This window comes from Mesorhizobium sp. USDA 4413 (genome assembly GCF_056280365.1).
The window spans coordinates 5,424,494-5,450,462 of sequence record NZ_JBVPRP010000001.1; the positions used below are offsets into that span (position 1 = coordinate 5,424,494).

Here is a 25,969-nt window from a genome sequence, read left to right on the forward strand (position 1 = left end):
CAGAAGATTGCGTTTTGCGCGTTGCTTTCGATCGCCGGCACCCTCGCAGCCGGGGCCGATCCCCTGCCCGCCGGCTTCGTCAGGCTGGCCGATATCGACCCGACCATCCGCCAGGATATCCGCTACGCCGGCCGCGAAAACTTCCTGCACCGCAAGGTCGATGGTTATGACGCGCCGGTCTGCATCCTGACCGCGCAGGCGGCGAAGGCACTCTCCGGCGCGCAGAGAGCGATGGCCGCCAAGGGCCTGACGCTGGTCGTCTTCGACTGCTACCGCCCGGCGCGCGCGGTTGCCGACATGGGCAGATGGACAGGAGAGGGCGGCCAGCCGGATTCGCAATGGTACCCGACGGTCGAACGCGGAGATCTGATCGCCAAGGGCTATGTCGGTGAGTTGTCCAGTCATTCGCGCGGCTCGACGGTCGACCTCGCCATCGCCGAGGCCGCCAGGAAAAGCCCGGTTCATCAGGCTTGCGGCGCGCCCGATGGCGGCACGCTAGACTTCGGCACCGGTTTCGACTGCTTCGATCCGATGAGCGAGACGGCGCATCGCCCGCTTCCCGCCGAGGCGGCTGCGAACCGCAAGATGCTGCTTGCCGCCATGCGTGCCGCCGGCTTCCGCAACTATGCGCGCGAATGGTGGCACTTCACCCTGGCCAAAGAGCCTTTTCCAAAACAGCGCTTCGATTTTCCGGTCACCGCGGATTGAACCGCCCAGGCTTGCCCTGACCTCGATGGTTTCTAATTAGCTCGGCTGATGAGGAGCCAAGGGTCAGCGCTGAGGACGTTATTTCCTCTCTCAGCCCAATCACGGCGAAAAATTGCTTCGAGGAGGTGAAAAAGGCAACATTCAATGCATCTAAATTCTATAAACTCGCTAGAGTTCGTGCAGTTCAACGGAGGCGGGAATGACCAAACCTCATTTCAGGAAACTGCTCGGCGCGCTGGTCGCCACATCAGTCCAGTTCGGCACGCTCGGTTTCGCGTTTGCCGATACGACCATTCTGAATGTGTCCTACGACCCGACACGTGAACTCTATAAAGCCTATGACGAGGCCTTTGCCGCGCACTGGAAGGAGGAGACCGGCGAAACCGTGACCATCCAACAGTCGCATGGCGGATCCGGCGCACAGGCTCGGGCAGTGATCGACGGCCTGGATGCCGACGTCGTGACGCTGGCGCTCGAAGGCGACATCAACGCCATCGTCTCGAAGACGAAGAAGATCAACCCGGACTGGCGCACGAAATTCGAGAACAACTCAGCACCTTACACCTCGACTATCATCTTCCTGGTGCGCAAGGGCAATCCCAAGGGCATCCACGACTGGAGCGACCTGGTCAAGGACGGCGTCCAGGTCATCACCCCGAACCCGAAGACGTCCGGCGGCGCGCGTTGGAACTATCTTGCCGCCTGGGCCTATGCGAACGCCAATGACGGCAACGACGAAGCCAAGACCAAGGAGTTCGTCGGCAAGCTTTATGCGAACGTCCCGGTCCTCGATACCGGCGCGCGCGGCTCGACGGTGACCTTCGCGCAGAAGGGCCTGGGCGATGTGCTGATCGCCTGGGAGAATGAAGCCTATCTCGCGCTCGACGAATTCGGCGCGGACAATTTCGACATTGTCTATCCGCCGACGTCGATCCTGGCGGAGCCGCCGGTCGCGGTCGTCGACGCCAATGTCGATGCCAAGGGCACGCGCAAGGTCGCGGAGGCCTATCTGAGCTGGCTCTATTCCAAGGAAGCCCAGACCATCATCGCCAAGAACCACTATCGCCCGGCCAAGCCCGACCTGGTGCCGGCCGAGGACCTTGCCAAACTCCCGGCAATCAAGCTGGTCACCATCGACGACCCGCAATTCGGCGGCTGGAAGAAAGCCCAGCCTTACCATTTCGGCGACGGTGGTATATTCGACCAGATCTACAAGCCGGCGCAGTGAGGCCGGACGGCCGGTGAGCCTCGGGCATGCCGGCCGAATGCGACTGGCAAAGCCATTCCGGTTTGAATAGAAGGACGATCCAGAACAGCATGACCACAGCACCCGCCAAGGCGGGGTGGCGATTCAGGCAGCCGAGTGTCATTCCGGGCTTCGGATTGACGCTCGGCTTCTCGCTTGCCTACCTCACGCTCATCATCCTCATCCCGCTTTCCGGGCTGGTCTGGCGTTCGGCCGCGCTCGGGTGGGCCGATTTCTGGGCGATCGCAGTCGACCGGCGCACCCTCAACGCGCTGAAGATAAGCTTCGGCACCGCCTTCCTGGCGGCGGCCGTCAACGTCGTGTTCGGCACTGTCGTCGCCTGGGTGCTGGTCCGCTACCGTTTCCCCGGCCGCCGCATCGCCGACGCGATGGTCGACCTGCCTTTCGCCCTGCCCACGGCCGTCGCCGGCATCGCGCTCACCACGCTCTATGCGCCGAATGGCTGGATCGGCCAGTTGCTGATGCCGCTCGGCATCAAGGTCGCCTACACGCCGCTCGGCATCGTCATCGCGCTGGTGTTCATCGGCCTGCCCTTCGTCGTGCGCACCGTCCAGCCTATCATGGAAGAGCTCGACAAGGAGGTTGAGGAAGCAGCCGCCACGCTCGGCGCCAGCCGTTTCCAGATCATCACCCGCGTGCTTTTCCCGGGCCTGGCGCCGGCGATCATCACCGGTTTCTCGCTCGCCTTCGCGCGCGGCGTCGGCGAATACGGCTCGGTTATCTTCATCGCCGGCAACCTGCCCTTCAAGTCGGAGATCGCGCCGCTTCTGATCGTGATCCGGCTCGAGGAATACAATTACGAGGCGGCGACCGCGATCGCCGCGATCATGCTGGCGCTGTCCTTCCTGATGCTTCTGGTCGTCAATCTCGTCCAGACATGGAGCCGCAAGCGCTATGGCTGATCCCGAGATCAAATCCTACGAGCCGCTCCACGAGAGCCAGTCGGCCGCGGTGACCGAAAGCCGGCCCGTCAAGGCCGTGCTGATGGCAATCGCCCTTGCCTTCCTCGCCGTCTTCCTGCTTCTGCCGCTGATCGTCGTCTTCCACGAAGCGCTTGCCAAAGGCATCGGCGCCTATACCGAAGCCCTTTCCAGCCCCGACACGCGCTCCGCCATCCGCCTGACCCTGCTTGTGGCGGCGATCTCGGTGCCGCTCAACGTCATCTTCGGCATCTCGGCCGCCTGGGCGATCGCCAAGTTCGAGTTCAAGGGCAAGGCGTTTCTGATGACGCTCATCGACCTGCCCTTCTCGGTCTCGCCGGTCATTTCCGGCCTGGTCTATGTGCTGCTCTTCGGCGCGCAGGGATTGCTCGGCGCCTGGCTGAAGGCGCATGGCATCGTCATCCTCTTCGCCGTGCCCGGCATCGTGCTGGCTACCATTTTCGTCACCTTCCCCTTCGTCGCGCGCGAGTTGATCCCGCTGATGCAGGAACAGGGCAATGGTGACGAAGAGGCGGCACTGTCGCTGGGCGCCAGCGGCTGGCAGGCCTTCTGGTATGTGACGCTGCCCAACGTCAAATGGGGACTGCTCTACGGCGTGCTTCTGTGCAATGCGCGAGCCATGGGCGAATTCGGCGCGGTATCGGTGGTGTCGGGCCACATACGCGGCCTCACCAACACCATGCCGCTGCATGTCGAGATCCTCTACAACGAGTACAACGCCGTCGGCGCCTTTGCCGTCGCTTCGCTGCTTGCCGGCCTGGCGCTGGTGACGCTGGTCTTGAAAACGCTTCTCGAGATGCGCTACGGCGCCGAGATCGCCGCGACACGCGGACACTAGGTGCATGTCACCCAAAAGTGCGTATCGGTTTTGGGATAATGATATGGATCAAAGAACTGAGGGATCTGTATGGAAGTTCGCGTCGTCAATGTGCGCAAGGAGTTCGAGCGGTTTCCGGCGCTCCATGACGTGTCGCTCGACATCAGGTCCGGCGAGCTGATCGCGCTGCTCGGGCCGTCCGGCTCCGGCAAGACGACGCTGCTTCGCCTGATCGCCGGGCTCGAGCGGCCGACCAAGGGCGCGATCTTCTTTGGCGACGAGGACGCTTCGCAGAAGTCGATCCAGGAGCGCAATGTCGGCTTCGTCTTCCAGCATTACGCGCTGTTCCGCCACATGACCGTTGCCGACAATATCGGCTTCGGCCTGAAGGTCCGGCACGGCGCGGCAAGACCATCGGGACAGGAAATCCGCCGCCGGGCGCTCGAATTGCTCGACCTCGTCCAACTGTCGGGCCTGGAAAAGCGCTATCCGGCGCAGCTTTCCGGCGGCCAGCGCCAGCGCGTGGCTCTGGCGCGAGCCATGGCGATCGAGCCCAAGGTGCTTCTGCTCGACGAGCCCTTCGGCGCGCTCGACGCCCAGGTTCGCCGTGAGCTGCGCCGCTGGCTGCGCGAGATCCATGACCGCACCGGCCATACGACCGTTTTCGTCACGCATGACCAGGAGGAAGCGCTGGAGCTCGCCGACCGCGTCGTCGTCATGAGCCAGGGCCGCATCGAGCAGGTCGGCACCGCTGACGATATCTACGACACGCCGAACTCGCCCTTCGTCTACTCCTTCATCGGCGAGTCGAGCTCGCTGCCGGTCAAGGTCGAGAACGGTGAGGTCTGGATCGCCGACCGGCCGATCGGCCTGCACGCGCCGCATGCGCCGTCCGGCGAGGCGGTTCTCTATTTCCGTCCGCACGATGTCGACCTGCTCGACGGCTGCAGCGGCTGCATCGCCGGCACGGTTGCCGCCAGCCGCCGCGTCGCCGGCACCAGGCGCGTCGAGCTCGAGGTCGGCGGCGAGCGCCAGCGCGTCGAGATCGAGCTGCCCGTCGACCATCCCGCCGCGCAGAAGAGCCGCGTGGCTTTCAGGCCGCGACGCTGGAAGCTTTTTCCCAAATCCTGAATTATCTTCATGCCCTCCAGCGCCCCGGCCTGGCGTTATTCACGAATCTGCTTGGAAGAAAATCCTAGCAAATAGCTGTTTCGGCGAGATATTTTCCAAACCCTCGCTCGCCGCTCTGAGCGCGTGCCTCGTCGCGCCAGCCTTTTCCGACTATCGTCGCGCCATAGCTTCGATCCATTTCCAAGGAGCCTGTTTTCATGAAGGGTCTATTGCTCGGCATCGCGGCTGTTGCCGGTCTCGTCCTCGCGTCCTCCCAAGCCTGGTCGGCCGACAAGCTCTTGAATGCATCCTATGACGTCGGCCGCGAGCTGTTCGTCGACATAAACAAGGCCTTCATTGCCAAGCACCCCGGCATCACGATCGATCAGTCGCATGCCGGCACCTCGGCGCAGGCGCGCGCCATCGCCGAAGGTCTTGGCGCCGATGTCGTCACCTTCAACCAGGTCACCGACGTCGACTTCCTGGTCAAGAAGGGCCTTGTCTCAGCCGACTGGCAGAAGGATTTCCCTGACAACGCCTCGCCCTTCTATTCCTTGCCTTCGTTCCTTGTCCGCGCGGGCAATCCCAAGCACATCAAGGACTGGAACGATCTGGTGCGTGACGACGTGCAGGTGATCTTCCCGAATCCGAAGACGTCGGGCAATGCGCGCTATACCTATCTCGCCGCAACCGCCTACGCCAAGGAAGCCTTCAAGGGCGACGACGCCAAGGTGAAGGAGTTCATCACCAAGCTCTTCAACAACGTGCCGATTTTCGACACCGGCGGGCGAGCCGCCACCACGACTTTCGTCCAGCGCGAAATCGGCGACGTGCTGATCACCTTCGAGTCGGAGACGCGCGGCATCCGCAAGGAGTATGGCGACGACAAATTCGAGCAGGTCACGCCTTCGGTCAGTCTGCTCGCCGAGTTCCCGGTGGCGATCGTCGACAAGGTAGCCGACGAGCATGGCAGCCGCGATCTCGCCAAAACCTATCTCGACTTCCTCTACACGCCGGACGGCCAGGAGATCGCCGCCGAGAACGGCTTGCGGGTTCGCGACGCCACGGTGGCCGCCAAGCACAAGGCCGATTTCCCGGACGTCCGGCTGCTGACCGTCGAGGAAATCTTCGGTGGCTGGGACAAGGTGCAGAAGGAGCATTTCGCCGCCGGCGGACTGCTCGATCAGGCCTACGGCAGCCGCTGAGCCGCCATACAATCAGGAAGCGCAGGAAAGCCGGCTTTTGCCGGCTTCCTCATTTCGGCCGGCCGGCACTTCGCAGGGGAAATCCGGCATCCAACGTGAAAAACGCTACGAAGAATCAACGCGTTTGTGCCTAAGTTGCCGGGCAAATTGTTAGGCCAGGCGGTCAACTGTCATGATTTGCACACAAACAACCGCCAGATGCAGGCGCATTGGGGTTTGATGAATTGAATCGGGCATGCTGACCAAAAAAGGCAAATACGGCCTCAAGGCCCTTGTGCATCTTTCCGGCCTGCCGGCTGGCCAGCTTGCATTTGTCAACGACATTGCGGTGGCCAACAACATCCCGAAGAAATTCCTTGATGCGATCCTGGGCGAGCTGCGTAATGCCGGTTTCGTCCAGAGCCGCAAGGGCAAGGAAGGCGGTTACCGCCTCGCCCGCCCCGCTTCCGAGATCAAGATCGGCCATGTCGTGCGCGTGCTCGACGGCCCGCTGGCGCCGATCCCTTGCGCCAGCCGCACGCAATACCAGCGCTGCGAGGATTGCGACGAGGCCACCTGCCAAGTCCGCCACATGATGCTGGAAGTGCGCCAAGCGATCGCCGAGGTACTGGACAACCGCAGCCTCGCCGCTATGCGCGACGCCGATAACGACGATTTCCCGGCGGAGCTCACGTCTCAGATTTGAGGCAGATCGTGGAAAAGCGCGGCGGCCAAGCTCGACCGCTTCGCCAAGCTTCCGCTCCCAATGCGCCAAACGATAAGCCCCGGCCACGGCTTGCCGCCCTCGGTTGCCAGTCAACTGCGGACGCAGTAAAGCGGCAGAGCATGATCCCCAAAAGTGGGAACCGGTTTTCGGGCAAGATCATGCTCCATTAAAAGAGTGGAACAGGGCTCTGACGCATGAGGCTGCCTTGGCTTGGCAATTCCCGCAGGGTCAGCCGGCAGCCAACGTCGAACGACATCTATCACACCGAGATTACCGCCGACGTGCCGGTGCCGGAGCGCGACGAGTCCGTTCGCTTCTTCACTCGCAAGGTTATCCGCCCCGGAAAACTGCGCCGTTTCACCAATCGGGACCTGCGGGAGAGCCTGCTGTCCTGTTTCTATCTCGGCGTCGCGGCGATCCTGCCGGTCTCCTGGTGGAGCCCCATCTGCGGCTGGGTGTCCAGGCTTCGGCGCAAGCGCCACTTTCGCAAGGACTTCGCCCGCTACGACGTCGCGGTCAGGGCCGTGCTCGGCAATGCCGTCGACACGCGAGAGATGTTCAAGGCGCAGCTCGCCGCCATTCACCGCCGGCGGCTGACGCTTGCGGCGCATCTCGTCGCCGACTGGCGCTGGTCGCCGGCGATCCGGCTCGAAGGCATCGAGGCCCTGAGACAAGCCCTGCGCAACGGGCGCGGCGCCATCATATGGTGCGATCAGTTCACGGCGCAGACGATCATGGGCAAGCGCGCCTTTCACGAGGCCGGCGTCGATACCCATCAGGTGAGCGCGCAGTATCACGGCTTCACCCCGAGCCAATTCGGCTTCCGCGTGATCAACCCGCCGCTGGTCAAGGTCGAGAACCGGTTCCTGAAGAGCCGGATCGTCTTTGAGCGCACCGACGCCTATCAGGTCACCACGCGCATCCAGAAGGTGCTGAAAGCAAACGGCGTGGTGCTGATGACCAACACCATCTATGCCGGCTCCGCCTTTACCGAGGCCGCTATGGGCGAGCGCGGCTGGACCCACCTCGCCTCGGCGCCGGCAAACTTCGCCGCGCGCGCGGGTGCGGCGCTGTTTCATATGGCGACGATCGAGACGGTCCCTTTTCGCCAGTATCGGGCGATCCTTAGCGAGTTGAGCGCGAGTGCGGAGGCGCCCATACCGCCTGCTAAAGACACGACAGGGAAGAACCTCGTCCTTCAGGCGGGATTTATCCTATCGAAGCGTGACCAGATGCTGGAAACGCTCAAACTCTGTCCGGAGCAGATGATGGCCTGGTCGAGCGCCGTGCGGCTGACCGAGCGGCCAACCGAGGCCGCGATCGGCAATGAGGGCGCCTGAAGCCCCTGTCCGGTGCGTATGGCGGAAATCACTGACCCCGGTCGACAACTTCTTTCACGATCCCGGCGACACTTCGCGTTCCGTCGACCATCACCATCTGTTCGTCCGCGGAAGGCTCTTCTAGCGTGGCGAACTGGCTGTCGACGAGGCTTGCGGGCATGAAATGGCCCTTGCGGTTGGCGACCCGCCGCCAGGCGGTCTCGCGATCGACCTTGAGATAGAGGAAAACCATACCGGGACAAAAGCGGCTCAGCCGGTCACGATAGGCTCGCTTGAGCGCCGAGCAAGCCGCCACTGCCTTTCGTCCATCGGCAACGGAGGTTGCGATGCGCTCGCCTATGGCGTCGAGCCAGCCCTCGCGCAGCGCATCGGTCAGCGGCTCGCCACGTGACATGCGTGACACGTTCTCCGGCGGATGCAGCCGGTCTCCTTCGATGAAGCCGGCGCCAAGCGCCGTGGCGAGCGCCTCGCCGACGGCCGTTTTGCCGCAACCGGCGACACCCATCACGACGATGGCCGGCGCCGTCCGAAGATCGTTCATGCGGAGCTCCGGGATCTGCGGTCTTGCGCTCGCCTCATCCACGGTCAGCGGCTCGCCGGCGCGCGTCCATAGAGCAGAAGCATGGCGACGATCACGACGCCGTAAATGATCTGCCGCCCCGCCTCCGGCATCTGCATGACCGAGAGGATGGACTGTAAGAGCGTGATCAGGATCACGCCGGCCACCGTGCCGAGATAAGAGCCGCGCCCGCCGAGGATCGAAGTGCCGCCAAGCACCACCGCGGCGATCGACGGCAGGAGATAAGCATCCCCCATGGATTGGGCCGCCTTCGACGCATAGCCCGCCAGAAGCACGCCGCCAAAGGCCGACAGCCCGCCGGAGACGGCGAAGGCGATCATTACGACGCGGCGCGTGTCGATGCCGGAAAGATAGGCGGCGCGCTCACGGTTGCCGATGCCGTAGACGGCCCGGCCGAAGCTGGTGCGGGTCAAAACGAAGACCATCGCGGCGCCGATCAGCGCCCAGATGATGACGGCGTTGGGAACGCCCGGAACGGTGAAGCCGGTCGCCAGGTATCGCATCGCGGCGGTCGCCGAATCCTGCGGCGAGAAGCCGCCCGTATAGACCACCATCAACCCTTGCGCGACGGCATTGGTGGCCAAAGTGATGATCATCGAGGGGATGCGCAGATAGGCGACGCCGATGCCGTTGACGATGCCGATCGCCACGCCGCACAGCACCCCGAAAGGGATGGCCGCGGCAACGCCGGCCGGGCCATAGGCGGCGGCCGCGCAGGCCATCATGGCGCCTGTAGCCACTGACCATGGCACGGACAGATCGATCTGGCCGAGCAGGATGACCAGCATCATGCCGGTGGCGATGACGCCGAGGAAGGACGCGACCTTCAGCTGCTGCAGCAGATATTCCGGCGAAAGAAAGCTGCGCGAATAGAGGCTGCCGAGCAAAAGCAGGATGACGATGCAGGCAAATGCCGTGAGCACCGCCGGATCAGCGCGTCGCAGAAACTTGGGCATGCGGTTGGCGATGCCGCCAAGCGTCGTCTCGCTCACAGGAACCACTCCAACCGGTTGCGCACCCGAAACAGCGCGAAAGCGCCGAGGCTGACCGCGATCAGCAGGATAACGCCCTGGAACAGCGGCTGCCAGAGCGGATCGAAGTCGAAGACGAACAACAGATCGCCGATGGTGCGGAAGGCGAGCGCGCCGAAGATCGCGCCGATGGCGCTGCCCTTGCCGCCGAACAGCGAAACGCCGCCGAGCACGACCGCCGCGATCGAGAACAGCGTGTAGGAATTGCCGCTCGCATAGGCCGCCTCGCCGGTATAGGTGAAGAAGGTGAGGAACAGGCCGCCGATGGCCGCAAGCAGGCCGGCAAGCGTGTATGCCAGAAACTTGCCCCTGCGGATCGGCACGCCCGACATGTAAGCCGCCGTCTCTGAAGAGCCCGCCGCATAAGCGGCGCGCCCGAGTTCGGAACGACTGAACGGCACCCAGACGACGAGCACGACGACGAGCAGCGCCACGAGGCTCGCCGGCACCAAGCCGAAGAAACGTCCGGTCAGGAAATCCGCCAGGTCCTCGTTGACCGAGCCGCCGGGAACCGGACGCAAAAGCAGCGCCAGACCGAAAAAGACGGCGCCCGTGGCGATGGTGGCGACGATCGGCTGCAGCCTGCCATAGATAACGATGGCGCCGTTGACCGCCCCGCAGAGCAGCCCGGTGCCAAGCACCACCAACACCCCAAACGCCGTCTCCAGGCCGGTGCCGATCACCAGCCATGAAGCCATGCAGTTGGTGAGCGTAAAGATCATGCCGACCGACAGATCGATGCCGGCGGTGATCACCACCAATGTCTGTGCCATGGCGACGAAGGCAAGCAGCACGCCCTTGTTGGCGGCCGTCTGCACGACATTGGGGGTGAAGCCCGCCGGATGGTTCGCGCTGTAGATGGCGAACATGACGATGAAGATGCCGAAGGCCAAAAGCGTTCCGCGCTGCTCGGCCAACAAGTAGCGCCAGTCCTTCACACCTTCGCTCCTAAGTCGATGCGGGAGTTGTCCCCATGGATGTTGAGCGCGCTGGCAATCAGTGCGTGCTCGGTGATCCCATCGCCGACCAGCTCGCGCTTGACCGCGCCGTCATAGAGCACCAGCACGCGGTCGCAGCAGCCGATCAACTCGTCGTAGTCGGTCGAATAAAACAGGATCGCGGCGCCCGCATCCGCCAGCTTGCGCATCAGCTGATAGAGCTCCTGCTTGGTGCCGACATCGATGCCGCGGGTCGGATCGTTGAGCAGGATGATGCGCGGTTGCCGCATCAGCCATTTGGCGATGACCACCTTCTGCTGGTTTCCGCCCGAGAGCGCGCCGACGGGAATGTCGAGCCCCGCCGTCTTGATCGCCAGCAGCCCGACCATGTCGTCGATCAGGCGCTGCTCCGCGGCACGGTCTATGATGCCGCCCTTGGCCAGCCGGTCGAGGGCTGCGAAGGAGAGGTTTTCGCGCACCGTCATCGGCAGCATCAGCCCCTCGGTCTTGCGATCCTCGGGGATCAGCGCCATTCCGATGCGACCGTGGCTGGCTGCGGTCGGGCTGGCGATCGAAACCGGCTTGCCGTCGATCAGCACCTCGCCGCGCAGACCGCGCAGCACGCCGAAAAAGGCCAGCAGCAATTCGCGCTGACCCTGCCCGTCGAGACCGCCCAGGCCGACGACTTCGCCGGCCCTGACGGTCAGCGAAATATTGTCCAGCCGGTCGGCCCAGGAGAGATTACGCGCTTCGAGCACCGGCGTGGCGGCCGAGACACCAACGGGTTTCGGCGGGAAGATGTGGCTGTATTCGCGGCCGATCATCAGCTCGACCACCTCATTGTCGCTCTTCGAGCCCGCCGGGTAGCTCGCGACATTGCGGCCGTTGCGGAACACTGTGCAATGGTCGGCAAGTTCGGCGATCTCGTTCATGCGGTGCGAGATATAGAGCAGCGCCAGTCCTTCCGAGCGCAGCCGCTTCAACACCTCGAAGACCTTGGCGACGTCCGCCGCCGTCAGCGCCGAAGTCGCTTCGTCGAGGATCAAAATGCGCGGCTTGCGAGCCAGCGCCTTGGCGATTTCCACCATCTGCCGGCGCGACAGCGGCAGGTCCTTGACGAGCGCGCGAGGGTGGATGTCGGAGGCGCCGGCACGTGCCAGCGCTTCTTCCGCGATGCGCCGTTGCGCCTTTCGGTCGATCATGCCGAAGCGCTTCGGTGGATCGGAAATGACGATGTTGTCGGCGACGCTCAATTCCGGGATGAGGGACAATTCCTGGAAGATGCAGACAATTCCGGCCTGGTTGGCCGCAGCCGGCGAGGCGAAGCTCACTTCGCGGCCGTCGAGCGTCATCGTGCCTTCGTCGGGCGCCACGACGCCGGCCATAATCTTGATCAGCGTCGATTTGCCGGCGCCGTTCTCGCCCAGAATGGCGTGGATGCCGCCCGCGGTGACCGTCAGGTCGGCCTTTTCAAGGGCCCGCACGCCGCCATAACGCTTGGAGATGCCTTCCATGCGGAAGAGCGGAGCCGCGCCGTCCATTGGCCCTCCCCGGCCGTTTCGAGTTGATAACAGGAGGACGGTACCGCGAGCTCGCCGCGGCACCGTCCGGTCAGACTATTTGTTTTCCTTGGTCTGGCCCATGATTTCCTGAGCGGTGAAATTGATGCCGCAGGTCGGGAAGGAATTGCCGACGAAGAAATTGTCGGACTGGTCGGGGAAGAAGTCCTGCCCTGCCTTGAAGTTCGGATCCTCGACGATAGCCAAAGGCAGCTTTATCGACTGTGGCACGACATTGCCTTCGAGCGCGGCAATCGCCGTCTTGATGGCGACCGCAACTTGGGCCGGGCCGGTACCGGCGGACGAGCATTTCAGCCCGTCGGCCGCATGCGCGGCACAGAATTTGCGGAAGCCGTTTTCCGTCTCGCCACCGAACGGCACGAACGGATGCTTGGCGTCGATCATCGCCTGCACGATCCCGGTGTCGCCGCCCTGCCCGGTGATACCGTCAAATGGCCCGCTGGTGGCGATCGCATCGGCCGTGGCCTTCTGCGCCACACCGTCATCCCACTTGCCGACCACCTCGGTGACATTCCACTTCTTGCCGGAAGCATCCAGCACCTCATGGATACCGTTGTGGCGATCGGTGTCGACCGAGGTCCCGGCAACGCCGCGTACCTCCAGCACTTTGCCGCCATTCGGCACATGCGAGACCAGCCACTTGCCCCAGAGCTCGCCAAGCCCTTTCTGGTCGACATTGACGTTGATGGCATCCTTGGTGTCGAGGATGTTGTCGAATGCGACGAGCACGACGCCGGCTTCCTTGGCGCGCTTGATGACCGGCCCGAACGCTGTCGGATTCTGTGCGTTGACCACGATCGCGTCAAAGCCGGAATCGATGAAGTTGTTGATCGCCGAAATCTGCGCCGGCACGTCCTCGCCGGTCGACACGACCTTGAATTCCTTGAGCTTCTTGGCGACATCCGGTTGCGCCGCATAGGCCTTGGCCGTCTGGATCATCTGAATGCGCCAGGTGTTGGCGATGTAGCCGTTGGCAAGCGCGATGCGGTAAGGACCCTCTTTCTTCGGATATTTGAAAAACTGCGTGTCGGCTGTCCAGGGGACAAAGCAGTCCGGTTCTGCCGCGGGTCCCTTGACCACTTCAGGTCCGGCGATCGCCGATGAACCCAGCATGACGAATGCAGTGGCGGCAATGACGCCGCCAACCAGTGACTTGATCATCGATATTCCTCCCAGTTGCAGTTTCTGCTTGTAATCACTCCTGGCGCTGCCGGTCGGCACCCTCTGCCCAACCGCACACGCCCACCGGGGAGCCGCGTCGCCCCGATCCTCCTCCCTCACCTCCTCGGCAGTTTAGAAAACTATCATATTATACATAATAAACAAGCAAGGGCTGTTGCTTATGTATAATAAACAGCCTCGGATCTCCGCCGAATGTTGATTTTACAGACAAATGGTAGCGCTACCATGATTGGGTGTAAAGCGCCGGCGTAGACATTTTTGCGGGGCTCTTCAACGCGCGGTGCTCTCGCGCGGCATGAGCTCAAAACCGAGGTCGACGATCCGCTGTTCCGGCCGGTTTCCGGCGATTGCCGCAAGCGCCATGGCGACGGCGCGCGTGCCGATCTCGTAGCGATGCGTCCGCACGCTGGTGATCGAAGGAAACGACACCTGCATCATGTCGAGATCGTTGAAGCCGGCAATGCCGATCTGCTTGGGCACGTCGATGGAAGCGCGATGGCATTCGAACAGAACGCCGAGCGCGATATCGTCATTGTTGCAGAACACGCCGTCCAGCGTCGGCATCTTGGCCAGCGCGTCGCGAAACAGCTCACGACCGAGGCTCACGCTTGACGGCACCGGCGTTGTGGTGATCAGTCGCGGATCGAACAGGCCGGCGGCCTCCATGGCGGCGCGATAGCCGGCAAGGCGCCGCTGCGAGCGCGGATCCATCCTGGCGCCGATGAAGCCGATCTTGCGGTATCCGGCTTCAAGGAGGTGCTCGGCGGCCGTCCTGCCGCCATCGAAATGCGAAAAGCCGACCATCATGTCGACCGGATCCGGCCCGGTCTCCATCACCTGCACCACCGGGCAGCCGGCATTCTCCAGCAGTCGTCGCGCGCTGGGCGTTTGGTCGATGCCGGCCACGATGAGCGCCGCCGGGCGTTGCGATCCGAAGACCTGCAGCAGCCGCTCTTCTTCGAGGCCCGAATAGTGGGTATTGCCGATCTGGATGCGGAATGGACTGTCGGAAAGGCTGTCATAGATGCCGCGCACCACTTCGGCGAAGACGTTGTTGGTGAGCGACGGAACCAGCACGCCGAACACTTCGGCGCGCGCCGAAGCAAGCGCGCGGGCGTTCGGGTCGGGCACGTAGCCGAGTTCGTCGACGGCGGCCAGTATCTGCCGGCGAAGGTCCTCCGACACCCGCCCGGGCTCGCGCAGCGCGCGCGACACGGTGATCGCGCCGACACCGGCCTTGCGCGCCACATCGGCAATGGTCGGACGCCCGCCGCCGCGGCGGGAGCGCGGCCTGGTCAACGCCTTGTCCCCCCGCCCTCGACACACGACCGCAACGTCCGGATCGGCATCCGTGTCATCGCGCCACCAAGTCAGCTCACCAAGTCAGCATTGCCGACTGGCGTCGCGCATGCGTCAGCCGTTGTCAAGCAAGCCGATGTCGGCGCCCAAGGCCCGTCAGGCGATCGCGGCGGCGCTGCGGTTGGCTTTCCACATCAAGAGCATGATGGCCGCGAGGTTGACGAGGTTCCAGCCGATTCCGTTCAGGAACGCGGCGGCATAGGAACCGGTGAGGTCGTAGATCCAGCCCGACATCCAGCCGCCCACCGCCATGCCGAAGATCGTCGCCATCAGGACGATGCCGACGCGCTGGCCGGCTTCCCTCGCCGGCATATAATCGCGCACGATGATGGCATAGCAGGGCACGATGCCGCCTTGCGACAGGCCGAACACCAGCGAAACGATGTAGAGCGAGGCAAGCCCGTCGAAGGGAATGTAGAAGAGCAGCGACAGGCACTGCAGCGCCGAACCGATCAGCAGCGTCTTCACCGCGCCGATGCGGTCGGCGAGGAAGCCGGAGCCTATCCGGCTGACGACGCCGGCCGCCAGCATGATCGACAGCATGTCGGCGCCGCGCGCGACGCCGTAGCCGAGATCCATGCAATAGGCGACGATATGCACTTGCGGCATCGACATAGCCATGCAGCAGCCAAAGCCCGCGATCACCAGCAGGACCTGCAATTGCGAGGGCGACAGCGAGATCGGCTGCACCGGCCGCGCGCGAGGCGCGCCGGAAATCCCCTCATGCGGCGCGCGCCGGCGCAACAACAGGACCAGCGGCACCATGGTGACGATGCAGACGACCCCGATCAGCGCATAGGTGAAACGCCAGCCATGGCCTTCCATCACATAAGGCATGATCGTCGGCCAGATCGCTCCGGCAATGTAATTGCCCGATGCCGCCACCGTCACCGCGACCCCACGGCGGCGATCGAACCAGTGCGAGACGTCTGCGATCAGCGGCCCGAAGATCGCCGAACAGCCGACGCCGATCAGCAAGCCTTGAGCAAGCGTGACGCCCAGGATCGAATTGGCGCGCGATGCCAGCAGAAACCCCGCGCCAAGCGCGAGCGAAGCGGCGAGCGCCGGTATCCAGTATCCAAAACGATCTATGGCGCGTCCGATCAGCGCATTGCCGGCGGCGAAGCCTACCATGGTCGCCGTATAGGGCATGGAGGCGGCGGCGCGATCGATGCCGAATTCGGCCTGCACGGCAGGCAGGACCACGACCACCGCCCAGGTGCCGACGCCGCCGATCGTCGCCAGCAGCAAGGAGATGCCGAGCCGCATCCATGCATAGAAACTGTCTATGCCGGCTTTGCTTGCCGCGTTTCCTGGAAGTGTCGTCACGGCGTCTCCTGTCCGCGATTTCTTCGAGATCGCGTGTTTGAACGCACTATCGGTCCATTTTCCGAGCCGAGCAGCGCCACGACGGGCAAATCCGTGGCTCCAGAACCGGAACCCGCCTCACCGCTTGGAGTTTGCCTCAGAGCAATTCCAGGAAAAGTGTCCGTCCGGAATTGCGTGAAACAAGCGATAGAGCGGTTCGGCCTTTTCCGTGAAACGCTGAAGCGCTCCAGGAAGGAGTTCACCATGACCGCCAAAAAGAAATGGTCGGCCGACGTGACCGAGCACAGCGATGCGCTCGATCTTGAGGAGCACGTCTTCGAATCCGACGACGCCAAGAAGATAGCCGCCTCGCTGAAGCGGTCGGCCGAGCACAGCGACCGTCGCAAGGCCGAGCCGTTTCAATCCGCTATGTCGATGTTGAATTTCTACATCAACCGCGCCGGCAAGAACCTGCCCGAAGAGCGCAAGAAAGTGCTGGAAAAGGCGAAGGACGAGCTGCGCGTCGCCTTCGGCCGCGAGAAGCAGGACTAGGTCTGCCAGGCAGGCCCTAACGCGATTGAATGACTTCGTCGGTATTGGCCAGCAATTTGCGGACCGCGTTGCGCGCCGCATCCGGCCTCTTGAGGCGGATGTTTCTCTCGATCGCCTCGTGCAGCTTCTGGGCATGCTGCAGATCGTCCAGCTCGCGCGTCGTATAGGTGAAGAGATGATCGAAGGCGGATTCGATCAGCACGCCAAGCGGCACCAGGAGGTCGTTGCCCGAGGCCCTGAGGATGGCGAGGTGGAAGCGCGTGTCGGCGCGGGTCCGCTCCTGCAGGTTGGTGGCCTCGCCCATCTCGCGGCAGGCCTGGCTGATCTCGGCCATCTGTTCGTCGGTGCGCCGCATCGCCGCGAAGGCCGTTGCCTCCGGCTCGATGATATGGCGGAACTCCTGCACCGTCTTCAGGAAAACCTCGCGGTCCGGCGACGTCGCGTACCAGGACAGCACGTCGCGGTCGAGCAGGTTCCAGCGTTCCTTCGGTTCGACCCAACTGCCGATCTTCGGCCGTGACGCCAGCAGGCTCTTGGCCATCAGCATCTTGATCGCCTCGCGCACCGCGGAGCGGCTGACGTCGAAAGTCTCCGACCATTTCGCTTCATTGGGCAGAATGGTGCCTGGCGGATAGTCGCCGCGCACGATGCGCAACCCGATCTCGCTGGCCAAGGAGGTATGCACGCTGGCGCCGGGGATGCGAGGCGCGTCGGACCGGCGGACGCCGGCCGGACGCTCCGCGGCCGCCGTCTTCGTCGGCCTTTTTTCGTTGTTCGGCTTCGCGTCCCGCATAGGTTCACAAAATCCCGTTTTCAGAGCCTGTCAAGCACGGCAAGCCCGCTTTGCCGCAACCTGCCGAGATGTGCACAGCTCAACCGGCATTTGGCGTCGCCTCAGGCGTTTTTGACGTATTTGCGCCAGCTGTGCTCGGGCCGGAAGCCGAGCACCTCGCGCGCCTTGCGGTTCGAAAGCAGCGTCTCATATTCGCCGAGCTCGGCCTTGACCGGCACGTCCGGATAAAAGCGCTTCAACAGCTCCGCTGTCGGCAGGTCCGACGAGGTATCGTCGTTGGCCGCGTTGAACACCTGGTAGCCCAGGCCGTCCTTCTCGATGGCGCGCAGGGTGATCTGGCCCAGATCGCGCGCGTCGATGTAGCTCCAGGCGATGCGCTTGCGGAAGCCGGGATCGGCGAACCATTTCGGAAACAGCGAATATTCGTGCGGCTCGATGACGTTGCCGATGCGCAGCGCATAGATGTCGAAACCACTGCGCAGCGCGAAGGCTCGCGCCGTCTTCTCGTTGACGATCTTCGACAGCGCGTAGGAGTCCATCGGATCGACGTCATAGTCCTCGTCGAGCGGGAAATGCGTCGGATTGCGCGGCTCGTTGGCGAAAACCAGACCGTAGGTCGTCTCGCTGGAAGCGATGATCACCTTGCGGATGCCGAGCTTCACCGCCGCCTCGATGACATTGTAGGTGCCCATCGCGTTGATGCGGAACACTTCGTTGTCCGGCGTGATCATGATGCGCGGGATGGCGGCGAAATGCACCACGGCATCGACCGGCTGTGCCCTCAGCGACGGGTCGAACTCGTGCAGACCCATATAGCTCGACAGCGCGTTGAACACCTGCCCGCTGTCGGTGATGTCGGTGATCAGCGTGCGCACCTTCGGATTGTCGAGCGGCTTAGTGTCGATGTTGAGCACCTGGCAGCCATGTTCGACCAGATACTGAACGACATGCCGGCCGGCCTTGCCGCTGCCGCCGGTGAACATGATCCGCTTCGTCATTTTGCTCTCCACAAGGCTCGGGAATTATGTGTATTGTCAGACAATATGGTATTCCGCAATCGCCCGCCACCTGCGATCCGCGGAAACTTTCTCGACAATTGCCCGCCGCGCGGGCGCCCATCACCACGAAAGACAGGGAAGAGACGACATGAGCACCACCGCTGCCCGCGAGAACATCGGTTTCATCGGCCTAGGCCTGATGGGGCACGGCATCGCCAAGAACATCGTCGACAAGGGTTATCCGCTCACTTTCCTTGGCCGCAAGAACCGCAAGCCGGCGGAAGACCTCTTGGGACGCGGCGCCAGGGAAGCGGCCACGTCCAGGGAGGTGGCGGCGGCATCCGACATCGTCTTCATCTGCGTCACCGGCTCGCGCGAGGTGGAAGCGATCATCCGCGGCCCAGGCGGGCTGAAGGAGGGCTTGAAGCAAGGCTCGGTCGTCGTCGACTGCTCGACCTCCGATCCGGTCTCCACGGTGGCCCTGGCCGCCGAACTCAGGCCTCTCGGCGTCGACTATGTCGACGCCCCGCTCAGCCGCACGCCGAAGGAGGCCTGGGAAGGCACGCTGGACGCCATGGTCGGCGCGCCGGACGCGGTGTTCGCCAGGCTGAAACCGGTGCTCGAGACCTGGGCCGGCCGCATCGTCCATATCGGCGACACCGGCGACGGCCATCGCATGAAGCTGCTCAACAACTTCGTCTCGCTCGGCTACGCGGCGATCTATTCTGAGGCTCTGGCGCTGGCTGAGAAGGTCGGCATTTCACCGCAGCGCTTCGACAGCGTCATCCGCAACGGCCGCATGGATTGCGGCTTCTACCAGACCTTCATGCGCTGGACGCTGGAGGGCGACCGCGACGCGCACAAGTTCACCATCGCCAATGCCTTCAAGGACCTGACCTATCTGGAATCGATGGCGGGCGCCGCCGGCATCGCCAACCCTCTGGGCAACGCCACCAAGAATTCCTTCGCCACGGCCTTTGCCACCGGTCCCGCGGAACAGTATGTGCCGATGCTCGCCACTCACATCGGCAAGCTCAACGGCGTCGACCTGATGCCTTCGAAAGATGGCGTGAAGCAGAAGATTTGACGAGCAATTCCAGGAAAAGCACGCAGCGATTGGGCTCGGCGCCTTCGCCGTGGCCTTCCGTCCGGATTGCGTAAACAAAGGAGCGGCAAACGCCTCTGCTCTGTACAACAAGGAAAGTCGGCAGCGAAAGAAAAAGGGGCGCCTTGCGGGCGCCCCCTCCTTTTTCGATGGTCCTGGATGCAGCCGGCGCCTACTTCTGGATGCAGGTGTCGGCCGTTTCCTTGGTGCATTCGTCGAGGCCGGTGAAGACCGGATCGTCGACCTTCTTGCCGGCGATGAGGTCGAGCATGACCGAGGGTGCCTTATAGCCCATTTCGAACGGCCGCTGGCCGACCAGTGCGGTCACCAGGCCTTCCTTGGCGATCGCCACCTCGTCACCGATCGTGTCTGCGGCGCCGATGACGAACTCGTTCTTGGCGATCTTGTCGGCCATCGGCTTGAACAGGTCGCGATAGGGCTGCGGTGCGCCGAACAGCGGCCAGCCGCCCATGATGCCGAAGGCGTCGAGCTTTGGATTGGCGGCAAGGATGTCGGTCATCGCCTGCACGCCCTTGGCGCCGTCGTCATTGGTGAACACCGGGCAGCCGGCGACTTCGGTCCAGCCGCCTTCACCCTTCAGCGCCGCGAGGCCTTCCTTGCCCGACAGCGCATCGCGCATGCCTTGCGCGCGGCGCAGGATGTTGTCCGCCGCCGGATTGCCTTCGATGGTGCAGATCGTGCCGCCATTCGGCTTGGCCTTCTTGATGTATTCGCCGATCTTCTTGCCCATCAGATAGTTGTCGGTGCCGAGATAGGTCTTGCGAAGGGCTGCGTCTTCCTTGGCAAGATCGGCGTCGACCGTCATGATCGGGATCGACGGATTGGCGCTCTTGATCGTCTGCGCGATCAGCGGCGCGTTGGACGGCGAGATCGCCATCGCCGCCGTGTCGGGCTTGCTCAGCATGTCCTGCACGATCTGCGCTTCGCCGGCTTCGTCCGAAGTCGATGCCGGGCCGGTGTAGAAGCATTCATATTCCGAGCTGGCGTTTTCCTTGTTCCACTTCTCGCAGCCCTGATGGATGGCTTCGAAGAACGGATTGTCGAGACCTTTCACAACGATGACGAGCTGTTTCTTGGCCAAAGCCGGCCCGGCGCCCAACGCCATGGCGGCGACGGCGGCAAGCAAAAGTGTTTTCCTCATATCAGTCCTCCCTTGAAACAGACGGACACTGCGTGCCCGCCACACTGATCAGCCCGGATGCACAGACCATGACGAGCATCTATGATGTTCGCGTCCTGCACCGGGCTGACAAGCATTTCCCGATCCGTTTGCCCAAATATTGCGCAGCCGGATCATCAAACCATTCGCCCGCCCTCCGCCGGACAGGCGGACGTGGAGCAAAGTCTTCCTCCGAGACTTAGCTAATATCGGCTTTTCGCCAGCGTCAATTCCTATTTGTCCTACAAAACAGATTTTTTGTCGAGTCTCGAAATTAATCGTCAGACAATTGATTGACGCCTTTGCCGGCTTTTGCCTAAATGCGTCTACCGCGCCGTTCGTGAGGAGATGGACGGGCGGGACGTAAGTGGCGCCGGCGGGTCCGGCGGAAGGCTGCGTCAACAAATGGGGAGGCCTAAGGCTGGTGTCGGTTCTCGAACTCGCCAATATCTCGAAGCATTTCGGCGCCATCCAGGCGGTCAACGACGTCTCGTTCTCGCTGGAGGCTGGCGAGGTCGTCGGCCTGATGGGCGACAACGGCGCCGGCAAGTCGACGCTGGTGAAGATGATCGCCGGCAATTTCCGCCCGAGCCACGGCACCATGCATCTGGAGGGCAAGGAGCTTGTCATGCACAAGCCGGCGGACGCTCGCCAGCACGGCATCGAGATCGTCCACCAGGACCTCGCCCTCTGCAACAATCTGACGGCCGCGGCGAACGTCTATCTCGGCCGCGAACTGCGCCGCGGCGTCGGCCCGTTCCGCATCCTCGACTACGCCGCAATGTACAAGCGCGCCGGCCAGCTCTTTGCCGAGCTGAAATCCGAGACGCGTCCGCGCGATCTGGTCAAGCAGATGTCGGGCGGCCAGCGCCAGGCGGTGGCGATTGCCCGCACCATGCTGTCGCAGGCCAAGATCGTGCTGATGGACGAGCCGACGGCGGCGATCTCGGTCAGGCAGGTCGCCGAAGTGCTGAACCTCATCCGCCATCTGCGCGACCAGGGCATCGCCGTGGTGCTGATCAGCCACCGCATGCCCGACGTGTTCGACGTCGCCGACCGCGTCATCGTCATGCGGCGCGGCCGCAAAGTCGCCGACAAGAAGATCGCCTCGAGCTCGCCCGAGGAAGTCACCGGGCTGATCACCGGCGCCATCGAACAGGTGGCATGACTCACGGATTTGAACGGGTGGCGTGACGCAAAGGGTTCCGCGTCCCACCTCTCAGGAAAGGTCGATAATGGCAGTCACCCTTGACCAGACGATCGCGCAGAAGCAGCACACTTTCCTGTCGCGGCTCTTTGCCAACCAGACTTTCTGGGTGGTGATCGCGGTCATCCTCGCCTGCCTGTTCCTGTCCTTCGCCACCGATTCCTTCGCCACCTCGAAGAACCTCTTCAACATCACCCGCAACGTCACCTTCGTCGCCATCGTCGCGCTGGGCATGACCTTCGTCATCATCACCGGCGGCATCGACCTCTCGGTCGGCTCGGTGCTTTGCCTGTGCTCCATGGTGCTCGCCGTCACCATGCATGCCGGCTATTCGATCGAGATCGGCATCCTGGCCACGATCGCCACCGCGCTGGCCATCGGCGCCTTCAACGGCGTGCTCATCGCCTATCTCGGCTTCCCGCCCTTCGTGGTGACGCTCGGCATGCTGTCGGTGGCGCGCAGCCTTGCCATGGTCGCTTCGAACAACACCGTGGTCTTCCAGTTCGGGCCGGACCACCAGAAGCTTCTGGCGTTGGGCGGCGGCGCCTGGGTCTTCGGCATCGCCAATCCGGTGCTCTACATGATCATCCTGGCGCTGATCACCGGCTTCATCCTGCGCTGGACCAAGTTCGGCCGGCACATTTTCGCCATCGGCGGCAATGAGCACGCGGCGACGCTGACCGGCGTTCCCGTCAAGCAGATCAAGGTCGCCGTCTACATGATCTCGGCACTATCGGCGGGGCTCGCCGGCATCATCCAGACCGGCTGGCTCGGCGCCGTCACCACCAATCTCGGCACCGGCATGGAGCTGCAGGTCATCGCCGCCACCGTCATCGGCGGCGCCAATCTCGCCGGCGGCGTCGGCACCGCGCTCGGCGCCGTCGTCGGCGCCGCCCTCATCGAGGTGATCCGCAACAGCCTGGGCCTGCTTGGCATTAACGCCTTCTGGCAAGGCACCTTCATCGGCGGCGCTATCATCCTGGCGGTGCTCTTCGACCGCATCCGCAATTTCCGCCGCAGCGATTAGGCTCCTCCTTCCCCCCCTTGTGGGGGAAAGTGTCGCCGAAGGCGACGGATGAGGGGGGCTCCAGGGAAGGCCAACGTCTCACTCCGCCGGAACACCCCCTCATCCGTCTCGGTGCTATCGCGCCGATCCACCTTCTCCCGCAAGGGGAGAAGGAGAAACCGCCCCCTATCGCTCAGTCTGAAAATCCATCCAGGCGCTTTCAACGCAAGTTCCGCCGCGCCTGCCCGCCTTGACGCGGCCGCACCCCGGCCGCACTATTCAGAAGCAGGCGAAGGGAGGCCAGTCGCCTGCGGGAGGAACGATACCCATGACGGACGCGATCAGGCTCTACTGGGGCCGGTTCGGACATGTTTCCGTGCTGAATGTCGCCAACGACTTCGTCACCCATGCCCATGGCGAGGCACATCTCATCATCTGGCTGGAAGGCACCGCAGGCGAAATGACCATCGGCCGCGAAACGGTGCGGCTTGGACCGGACACCGCGGCCGGCATCAATTCGTTCCAGCCGCACAGCCACGCCCTTTCCCGCGACGGCAGGCCCGGCCTGTTCCTGGCCTTCTACATCGACCCGGACTGGGCGCGCCGGCGCCGCGACCTGCCTTCGTCGGCGCCGCTGTTCACGCAAGCCGCAATCACGCTGGAGCCCTGGCTGCACCAGGCGGCGGCGAACCTGCTCGATCACCTGATCGACAATGAGAGCATCGACGACGTCGCCAACTACGAGATCGAGCGCTTCATCGACAGCGTGCTCGACGCGGCGGATGCTTCGGCGCCGCAGGTAGCCCGCGCGCGCATCAACACGATGCTCGACTTCCGTGTCCGCAAGGCGATACAGCTGATGAAGGCCCATGTCTGCGAGCGCATCTCCTTCGACGATGTCGCCCGTTCCGTCGGTCTGTCGCGGCCGCATTTCTTCGCGCTGTTCAAGGAACAGACCAACCTGACGCCGAACGTCTACTGGAACACGCTGCGCATGGAGGAAGCCGTGCGCCAGCTGCAGTGGTCGCAGGAACCGCTGATCTCGGTCGCCTGCAATCTCGGCTTCACCACCCAGGGCAATTTCTCGCGCTTCTTCCGCGACCATGTCGGCGTGCCGCCCACGCTCTACCGCGAAGCCGCAAGAGCGACGGCCTGAGGCGCCTGTTTTTCCGACTGGTTGATACGCACTTAAGACGCATTGATAAGCGCCGGCCCGTCGGCCGCCATAGCCTGCTCCCGATCTTTGCAAGGGAACCAGTCTATGGCGAAAGTCACCATTTCCAGCGTCATCGACGCGCCGGTCGAGCAGGTCTGGGCGCGCATCCGCGACTTCAACGGCCTGCCGGGCTGGCATCCGCGCATGGTGGAAAGCCATATCGAGGACGGCAAGGACGCCACCACGATCGGCTGCGTGCGCAATTTCCAACTGGTCAGCGGCGCGCGGCTGCGCGAGAAGCTTCTTGACTTCTCGGATGAGAACTTCCTGGTCAGCTACTCGATACTCGAAACGCCGCAGCCGCTCACCAATCACAAGGCGACGCTGCAATTGCGGCGTGTCACCGACGGCAACCGCACCTACGCCGAATGGACGGCAAGCTTCGACGCCGCGCCCGAGGAAGCCGACAAGCTGGCCGAGGGCATGGGCGCCAACGTCTTCCAGGGCGGCTTCAACGCCCTGAAAGCCCATTTCGCCGGCCAGAGCTGACGGGAGCGCGCCATGTCGCTTGCGCTGCAGACTTTTTCGAGCGTGAAAGACGCCAACGCCGCGCTGCAGGCCGCGGGCACGCGCTATCTGGGCGGCGGCACGCTTGTCGTCCGCGCGGCCAATGAAGGCGACGTTTCCGTCTCCAGCCTCGTCCGCGTCACCGATCCCGGCCTGTCGCAAATCGCGGTTTCCGGCGGCAAAGTCCGGCTCGGCGCTTCGGTCACCATGGCCGCGATTGCCCGTCATCCAGAGCTCTCCGCGCTTGCGCCGGCAGCGCGCGCCGTCGGCGGGCCGGCGATCCGCAACATGGCGACCGTCGGCGGCAATCTGTTCGCCCCTGCCCCTTATGGCGACTTCGCCGTGGCGCTGCTGGCGCTGGACGCGACCGTCGTCACCGAAGACGGCGAACTGCCGATCGAGACATTCCTGGCGGACCGCGACACCAGCCGCGCCGTCGTCACCGCCGTCAGCCTGTCGTTGCCCAAGACCGAGAGCTTCCGCTTTCTCAAAATATCGCGCGTCAAGCCGAAAGGGATCTCGGTGCTGAGCATCGCGGCGCTGATGCAACGCACTGCCGACGGCACCGTCACCTCCGCGCGCATCGCGCTTGGCTGCATGGCCGACCGGCCGATGCGCGCCAAAGCTGCGGAAAGGGCATTGCTTGGCTGTAAGCTCACGCCCGAGGAGATCGCGCCGGCGCTTGCGGCGGCTGGCGAAGGCATCTCGCCGATCACCGACCCGATCGCCAGCGCCTGGTATCGTGCCGAGGTGCTGCCAGTCCACCTCGGCAGGGTGCTGCTTGCTTAGTTTTGCCCGTCGGGGGCGCGTCTGTCCGAAGTCTCGGGCAGGCGCGCAGGGAGGAAAAATGGCTAAGGTCCCAGTTCAATTCACGCTCAACGGCTCCGAAAAGGCCGAATTCATTGAGAGCGGCACGACGCTGCTCCACGCCCTGCGCGACAAGATCGGCGATACGTCGCCCAAGGGCGGCTGCCACCAAGGCACCTGCGGCGCCTGCTCGGTCATCATCGATGGCGAGTTGCGGCTCTCCTGCCTGACACTGGCAGAAACCTGCAACGGCGCCGACATCAGGACGACCGCAGGTCTTGCCGAAGGCGGCGTGCTGCATCCGCTGCAGCGCGCCTTCCTGGATGCCTTCGCTACGCAATGCGGCTTCTGCACGCCGGGCATGATCATGGCCGCCAAGGTGCTGCTCGACCGCACGCCGAACCCGAGCCGTGAGGACGTGGTCGAGGCGCTCTCCGGCAACATCTGCCGCTGCACCGGCTACGAGCCGATCATCCAGGCGGTGCTGACCGCCGCGCGCGCCAATTCGCAGAACGCCGTTTGAGGG

General features: G+C 63.5%; 26 protein-coding genes. 16 read left to right on the forward strand and 10 right to left on the reverse strand.

Going from position 1 to position 25,969, the window contains the following annotated elements; genetic code table 11:
- The first annotated feature begins 21 nt into the window (after nucleotides 1-21).
- The 8 genes from ACVMIM_RS26515 to ACVMIM_RS26550 all read left to right on the forward strand — a co-directional run bounded on the left by ACVMIM_RS26515 (nucleotide 22) and on the right by ACVMIM_RS26550 (nucleotide 8,094).
- Nucleotides 22-708 carry a M15 family metallopeptidase gene (locus ACVMIM_RS26515; RefSeq protein WP_476115488.1) on the forward strand — a complete coding sequence of 229 codons (687 nt, stop codon included), beginning with the start codon at nucleotides 22-24 and terminating at the stop codon, nucleotides 706-708.
- Nucleotides 709-907: 199 nt separating this feature from the next.
- On the forward strand, nucleotides 908-1,936 hold the full coding sequence (locus ACVMIM_RS26520; RefSeq protein ID WP_476115489.1) for a sulfate ABC transporter substrate-binding protein: 1,029 nt from the start codon (nucleotides 908-910) through the stop codon (nucleotides 1,934-1,936).
- Nucleotides 1,937-2,025: 89 nt separating this feature from the next.
- Nucleotides 2,026-2,877 carry a sulfate ABC transporter permease subunit CysT gene (cysT, locus tag ACVMIM_RS26525; protein WP_278048233.1) on the forward strand — a complete coding sequence of 284 codons (852 nt, stop codon included), beginning with the start codon at nucleotides 2,026-2,028 and terminating at the stop codon, nucleotides 2,875-2,877.
- Nucleotides 2,870-3,754 carry a sulfate ABC transporter permease subunit CysW gene (cysW, locus tag ACVMIM_RS26530; RefSeq protein ID WP_476115491.1) on the forward strand — a complete coding sequence of 295 codons (885 nt, stop codon included), beginning with the start codon at nucleotides 2,870-2,872 and terminating at the stop codon, nucleotides 3,752-3,754. The genes cysT and cysW overlap by 8 nt, the downstream gene beginning before the upstream one ends.
- Nucleotides 3,755-3,823: 69 nt before the next feature.
- The gene (locus ACVMIM_RS26535; RefSeq protein ID WP_278048235.1) at nucleotides 3,824-4,864 is read left to right on the forward strand and encodes a sulfate/molybdate ABC transporter ATP-binding protein; all 1,041 of its coding nucleotides are present in this window, start codon (nucleotides 3,824-3,826) and stop codon (nucleotides 4,862-4,864) included.
- A 197-nt stretch (nucleotides 4,865-5,061) separates the two neighbouring features.
- Nucleotides 5,062-6,048: a sulfate ABC transporter substrate-binding protein gene (locus ACVMIM_RS26540; RefSeq protein ID WP_476115493.1), complete on the forward strand. Its 987-nt coding sequence runs from the start codon at nucleotides 5,062-5,064 to the stop codon at nucleotides 6,046-6,048.
- Nucleotides 6,049-6,283: 235 nt separating this feature from the next.
- Nucleotides 6,284-6,733: an RrF2 family transcriptional regulator gene (locus ACVMIM_RS26545; protein ID WP_040984137.1), complete on the forward strand. Its 450-nt coding sequence runs from the start codon at nucleotides 6,284-6,286 to the stop codon at nucleotides 6,731-6,733.
- Nucleotides 6,734-6,948: 215 nt separating this feature from the next.
- Nucleotides 6,949-8,094: a hypothetical protein gene (locus ACVMIM_RS26550; RefSeq protein WP_476115495.1), complete on the forward strand. Its 1,146-nt coding sequence runs from the start codon at nucleotides 6,949-6,951 to the stop codon at nucleotides 8,092-8,094.
- A 28-nt stretch (nucleotides 8,095-8,122) separates the two neighbouring features.
- Here the strand turns inward: ACVMIM_RS26550 and ACVMIM_RS26555 are convergent, their stop codons facing one another.
- The 7 genes from ACVMIM_RS26555 to ACVMIM_RS26585 form a co-directional block, all read right to left on the reverse strand.
- Entirely contained in the window at nucleotides 8,123-8,635 is a 513-nt protein-coding gene (locus ACVMIM_RS26555; protein ID WP_476115497.1) for a gluconokinase, read from the reverse strand.
- Between the two features lie 44 nt (nucleotides 8,636-8,679).
- A complete protein-coding gene (locus ACVMIM_RS26560) occupies nucleotides 8,680-9,666 on the reverse strand; it encodes an ABC transporter permease (protein ID WP_476115498.1) in 987 nt (328 codons plus the stop codon).
- On the reverse strand, nucleotides 9,663-10,643 hold the full coding sequence (locus tag ACVMIM_RS26565; RefSeq protein ID WP_476115500.1) for an ABC transporter permease: 981 nt from the start codon (nucleotides 10,641-10,643) through the stop codon (nucleotides 9,663-9,665). Before ACVMIM_RS26565 ends, ACVMIM_RS26560 begins: the two co-directional genes overlap by 4 nt.
- Nucleotides 10,640-12,184, reverse strand: a complete 1,545-nt coding sequence (locus ACVMIM_RS26570) for a sugar ABC transporter ATP-binding protein (protein ID WP_476115502.1) — start codon at nucleotides 12,182-12,184, stop codon at nucleotides 10,640-10,642. Before ACVMIM_RS26570 ends, ACVMIM_RS26565 begins: the two co-directional genes overlap by 4 nt.
- 75 nt (nucleotides 12,185-12,259) lie before the next feature.
- Entirely contained in the window at nucleotides 12,260-13,384 is a 1,125-nt protein-coding gene (locus tag ACVMIM_RS26575) for a sugar ABC transporter substrate-binding protein (RefSeq protein WP_040995953.1), read from the reverse strand.
- A gap of 291 nt (nucleotides 13,385-13,675) precedes the next feature.
- Nucleotides 13,676-14,704, reverse strand: a complete 1,029-nt coding sequence (gene gntR / locus ACVMIM_RS26580) for an HTH-type transcriptional regulator GntR (protein WP_040995955.1) — start codon at nucleotides 14,702-14,704, stop codon at nucleotides 13,676-13,678.
- Between the two features lie 156 nt (nucleotides 14,705-14,860).
- The gene (locus tag ACVMIM_RS26585; RefSeq protein ID WP_476117368.1) at nucleotides 14,861-16,033 is read right to left on the reverse strand and encodes an MFS transporter; all 1,173 of its coding nucleotides are present in this window, start codon (nucleotides 16,031-16,033) and stop codon (nucleotides 14,861-14,863) included.
- A 303-nt stretch (nucleotides 16,034-16,336) separates the two neighbouring features.
- Between ACVMIM_RS26585 and ACVMIM_RS26590 the strand changes: the two genes are divergently transcribed.
- On the forward strand, nucleotides 16,337-16,624 hold the full coding sequence (locus ACVMIM_RS26590) for a DUF3175 domain-containing protein (protein WP_040996231.1): 288 nt from the start codon (nucleotides 16,337-16,339) through the stop codon (nucleotides 16,622-16,624).
- A gap of 16 nt (nucleotides 16,625-16,640) precedes the next feature.
- Here the strand turns inward: ACVMIM_RS26590 and ACVMIM_RS26595 are convergent, their stop codons facing one another.
- Nucleotides 16,641-17,417, reverse strand: coding sequence for a FadR/GntR family transcriptional regulator (locus tag ACVMIM_RS26595; RefSeq protein WP_040995960.1), 777 nt, complete (start codon nucleotides 17,415-17,417; stop codon nucleotides 16,641-16,643).
- Between the two features lie 101 nt (nucleotides 17,418-17,518).
- Nucleotides 17,519-18,415, reverse strand: a complete 897-nt coding sequence (locus tag ACVMIM_RS26600) for an NAD-dependent epimerase/dehydratase family protein (RefSeq protein ID WP_476115505.1) — start codon at nucleotides 18,413-18,415, stop codon at nucleotides 17,519-17,521.
- Here ACVMIM_RS26600 and ACVMIM_RS26605 point away from each other — a divergent pair.
- A complete protein-coding gene (locus ACVMIM_RS26605) occupies nucleotides 18,399-19,502 on the forward strand; it encodes an NAD(P)-dependent oxidoreductase (RefSeq protein WP_476115507.1) in 1,104 nt (367 codons plus the stop codon). The genes ACVMIM_RS26600 and ACVMIM_RS26605 overlap by 17 nt on opposite strands.
- 190 nt (nucleotides 19,503-19,692) lie before the next feature.
- On the opposite strand, the gene ACVMIM_RS26610 is transcribed toward ACVMIM_RS26605, so the two are convergent.
- Nucleotides 19,693-20,682, reverse strand: a complete 990-nt coding sequence (locus ACVMIM_RS26610) for a sugar-binding protein (protein WP_040995967.1) — start codon at nucleotides 20,680-20,682, stop codon at nucleotides 19,693-19,695.
- A 442-nt stretch (nucleotides 20,683-21,124) separates the two neighbouring features.
- Between ACVMIM_RS26610 and ACVMIM_RS26615 the strand changes: the two genes are divergently transcribed.
- The 6 genes from ACVMIM_RS26615 to ACVMIM_RS26640 all read left to right on the forward strand — a co-directional run bounded on the left by ACVMIM_RS26615 (nucleotide 21,125) and on the right by ACVMIM_RS26640 (nucleotide 25,966).
- Complete coding sequence (locus ACVMIM_RS26615; RefSeq protein WP_040996233.1) at nucleotides 21,125-21,868, forward strand: ATP-binding cassette domain-containing protein; 744 nt, start codon at nucleotides 21,125-21,127, stop codon at nucleotides 21,866-21,868.
- Between the two features lie 67 nt (nucleotides 21,869-21,935).
- Entirely contained in the window at nucleotides 21,936-22,934 is a 999-nt protein-coding gene (locus tag ACVMIM_RS26620; RefSeq protein ID WP_476115509.1) for an ABC transporter permease, read from the forward strand.
- A gap of 307 nt (nucleotides 22,935-23,241) precedes the next feature.
- The gene (locus ACVMIM_RS26625) at nucleotides 23,242-24,069 is read left to right on the forward strand and encodes a helix-turn-helix domain-containing protein (protein ID WP_476115511.1); all 828 of its coding nucleotides are present in this window, start codon (nucleotides 23,242-23,244) and stop codon (nucleotides 24,067-24,069) included.
- A gap of 105 nt (nucleotides 24,070-24,174) precedes the next feature.
- On the forward strand, nucleotides 24,175-24,618 hold the full coding sequence (locus ACVMIM_RS26630; protein ID WP_476115513.1) for an SRPBCC family protein: 444 nt from the start codon (nucleotides 24,175-24,177) through the stop codon (nucleotides 24,616-24,618).
- A gap of 12 nt (nucleotides 24,619-24,630) precedes the next feature.
- Nucleotides 24,631-25,425 (forward strand): FAD binding domain-containing protein, encoded by a 795-nt coding sequence (locus ACVMIM_RS26635; protein ID WP_476115515.1) that lies wholly within the window; start codon nucleotides 24,631-24,633, stop codon nucleotides 25,423-25,425.
- Nucleotides 25,426-25,483: 58 nt separating this feature from the next.
- Nucleotides 25,484-25,966 (forward strand): (2Fe-2S)-binding protein, encoded by a 483-nt coding sequence (locus ACVMIM_RS26640; RefSeq protein ID WP_476115517.1) that lies wholly within the window; start codon nucleotides 25,484-25,486, stop codon nucleotides 25,964-25,966.
- The last annotated feature ends 3 nt before the right edge of the window (nucleotides 25,967-25,969 follow it).

Bases quoted from the DNA above. Each gene is read 5' to 3' on its own strand.
- ACVMIM_RS26605 (WP_476115507.1), top strand. From the start codon at position 18,399: ATGATCCGCTTCGTCATTTTGCTCTCCACAAGGCTCGGGAATTATGTG.
- ACVMIM_RS26610 (WP_040995967.1), bottom strand. From the start codon at position 20,682: ATGAGGAAAACACTTTTGCTTGCCGCCGTCGCCGCCATGGCGTTGGGC.
- ACVMIM_RS26600 (WP_476115505.1), bottom strand. From the start codon at position 18,415: ATGACGAAGCGGATCATGTTCACCGGCGGCAGCGGCAAGGCCGGCCGG.
- ACVMIM_RS26640 (WP_476115517.1), top strand. From the start codon at position 25,484: ATGGCTAAGGTCCCAGTTCAATTCACGCTCAACGGCTCCGAAAAGGCC.
- ACVMIM_RS26545 (WP_040984137.1), top strand. From the start codon at position 6,284: ATGCTGACCAAAAAAGGCAAATACGGCCTCAAGGCCCTTGTGCATCTT.
- cysT (WP_278048233.1), top strand. From the start codon at position 2,026: ATGACCACAGCACCCGCCAAGGCGGGGTGGCGATTCAGGCAGCCGAGT.
- ACVMIM_RS26585 (WP_476117368.1), bottom strand. From the start codon at position 16,033: ATGCGGCTCGGCATCTCCTTGCTGCTGGCGACGATCGGCGGCGTCGGC.
- ACVMIM_RS26520 (WP_476115489.1), top strand. From the start codon at position 908: ATGACCAAACCTCATTTCAGGAAACTGCTCGGCGCGCTGGTCGCCACA.
- ACVMIM_RS26570 (WP_476115502.1), bottom strand. From the start codon at position 12,184: ATGGACGGCGCGGCTCCGCTCTTCCGCATGGAAGGCATCTCCAAGCGT.
- ACVMIM_RS26625 (WP_476115511.1), top strand. From the start codon at position 23,242: ATGACGGACGCGATCAGGCTCTACTGGGGCCGGTTCGGACATGTTTCC.
- ACVMIM_RS26535 (WP_278048235.1), top strand. From the start codon at position 3,824: ATGGAAGTTCGCGTCGTCAATGTGCGCAAGGAGTTCGAGCGGTTTCCG.
- ACVMIM_RS26590 (WP_040996231.1), top strand. From the start codon at position 16,337: ATGACCGCCAAAAAGAAATGGTCGGCCGACGTGACCGAGCACAGCGAT.
- ACVMIM_RS26540 (WP_476115493.1), top strand. From the start codon at position 5,062: ATGAAGGGTCTATTGCTCGGCATCGCGGCTGTTGCCGGTCTCGTCCTC.
- ACVMIM_RS26630 (WP_476115513.1), top strand. From the start codon at position 24,175: ATGGCGAAAGTCACCATTTCCAGCGTCATCGACGCGCCGGTCGAGCAG.
- ACVMIM_RS26550 (WP_476115495.1), top strand. From the start codon at position 6,949: ATGAGGCTGCCTTGGCTTGGCAATTCCCGCAGGGTCAGCCGGCAGCCA.
- ACVMIM_RS26635 (WP_476115515.1), top strand. From the start codon at position 24,631: ATGTCGCTTGCGCTGCAGACTTTTTCGAGCGTGAAAGACGCCAACGCC.
- ACVMIM_RS26555 (WP_476115497.1), bottom strand. From the start codon at position 8,635: ATGAACGATCTTCGGACGGCGCCGGCCATCGTCGTGATGGGTGTCGCC.
- cysW (WP_476115491.1), top strand. From the start codon at position 2,870: ATGGCTGATCCCGAGATCAAATCCTACGAGCCGCTCCACGAGAGCCAG.
- ACVMIM_RS26595 (WP_040995960.1), bottom strand. From the start codon at position 17,417: ATGCGGGACGCGAAGCCGAACAACGAAAAAAGGCCGACGAAGACGGCG.
- ACVMIM_RS26575 (WP_040995953.1), bottom strand. From the start codon at position 13,384: ATGATCAAGTCACTGGTTGGCGGCGTCATTGCCGCCACTGCATTCGTC.
- ACVMIM_RS26620 (WP_476115509.1), top strand. From the start codon at position 21,936: ATGGCAGTCACCCTTGACCAGACGATCGCGCAGAAGCAGCACACTTTC.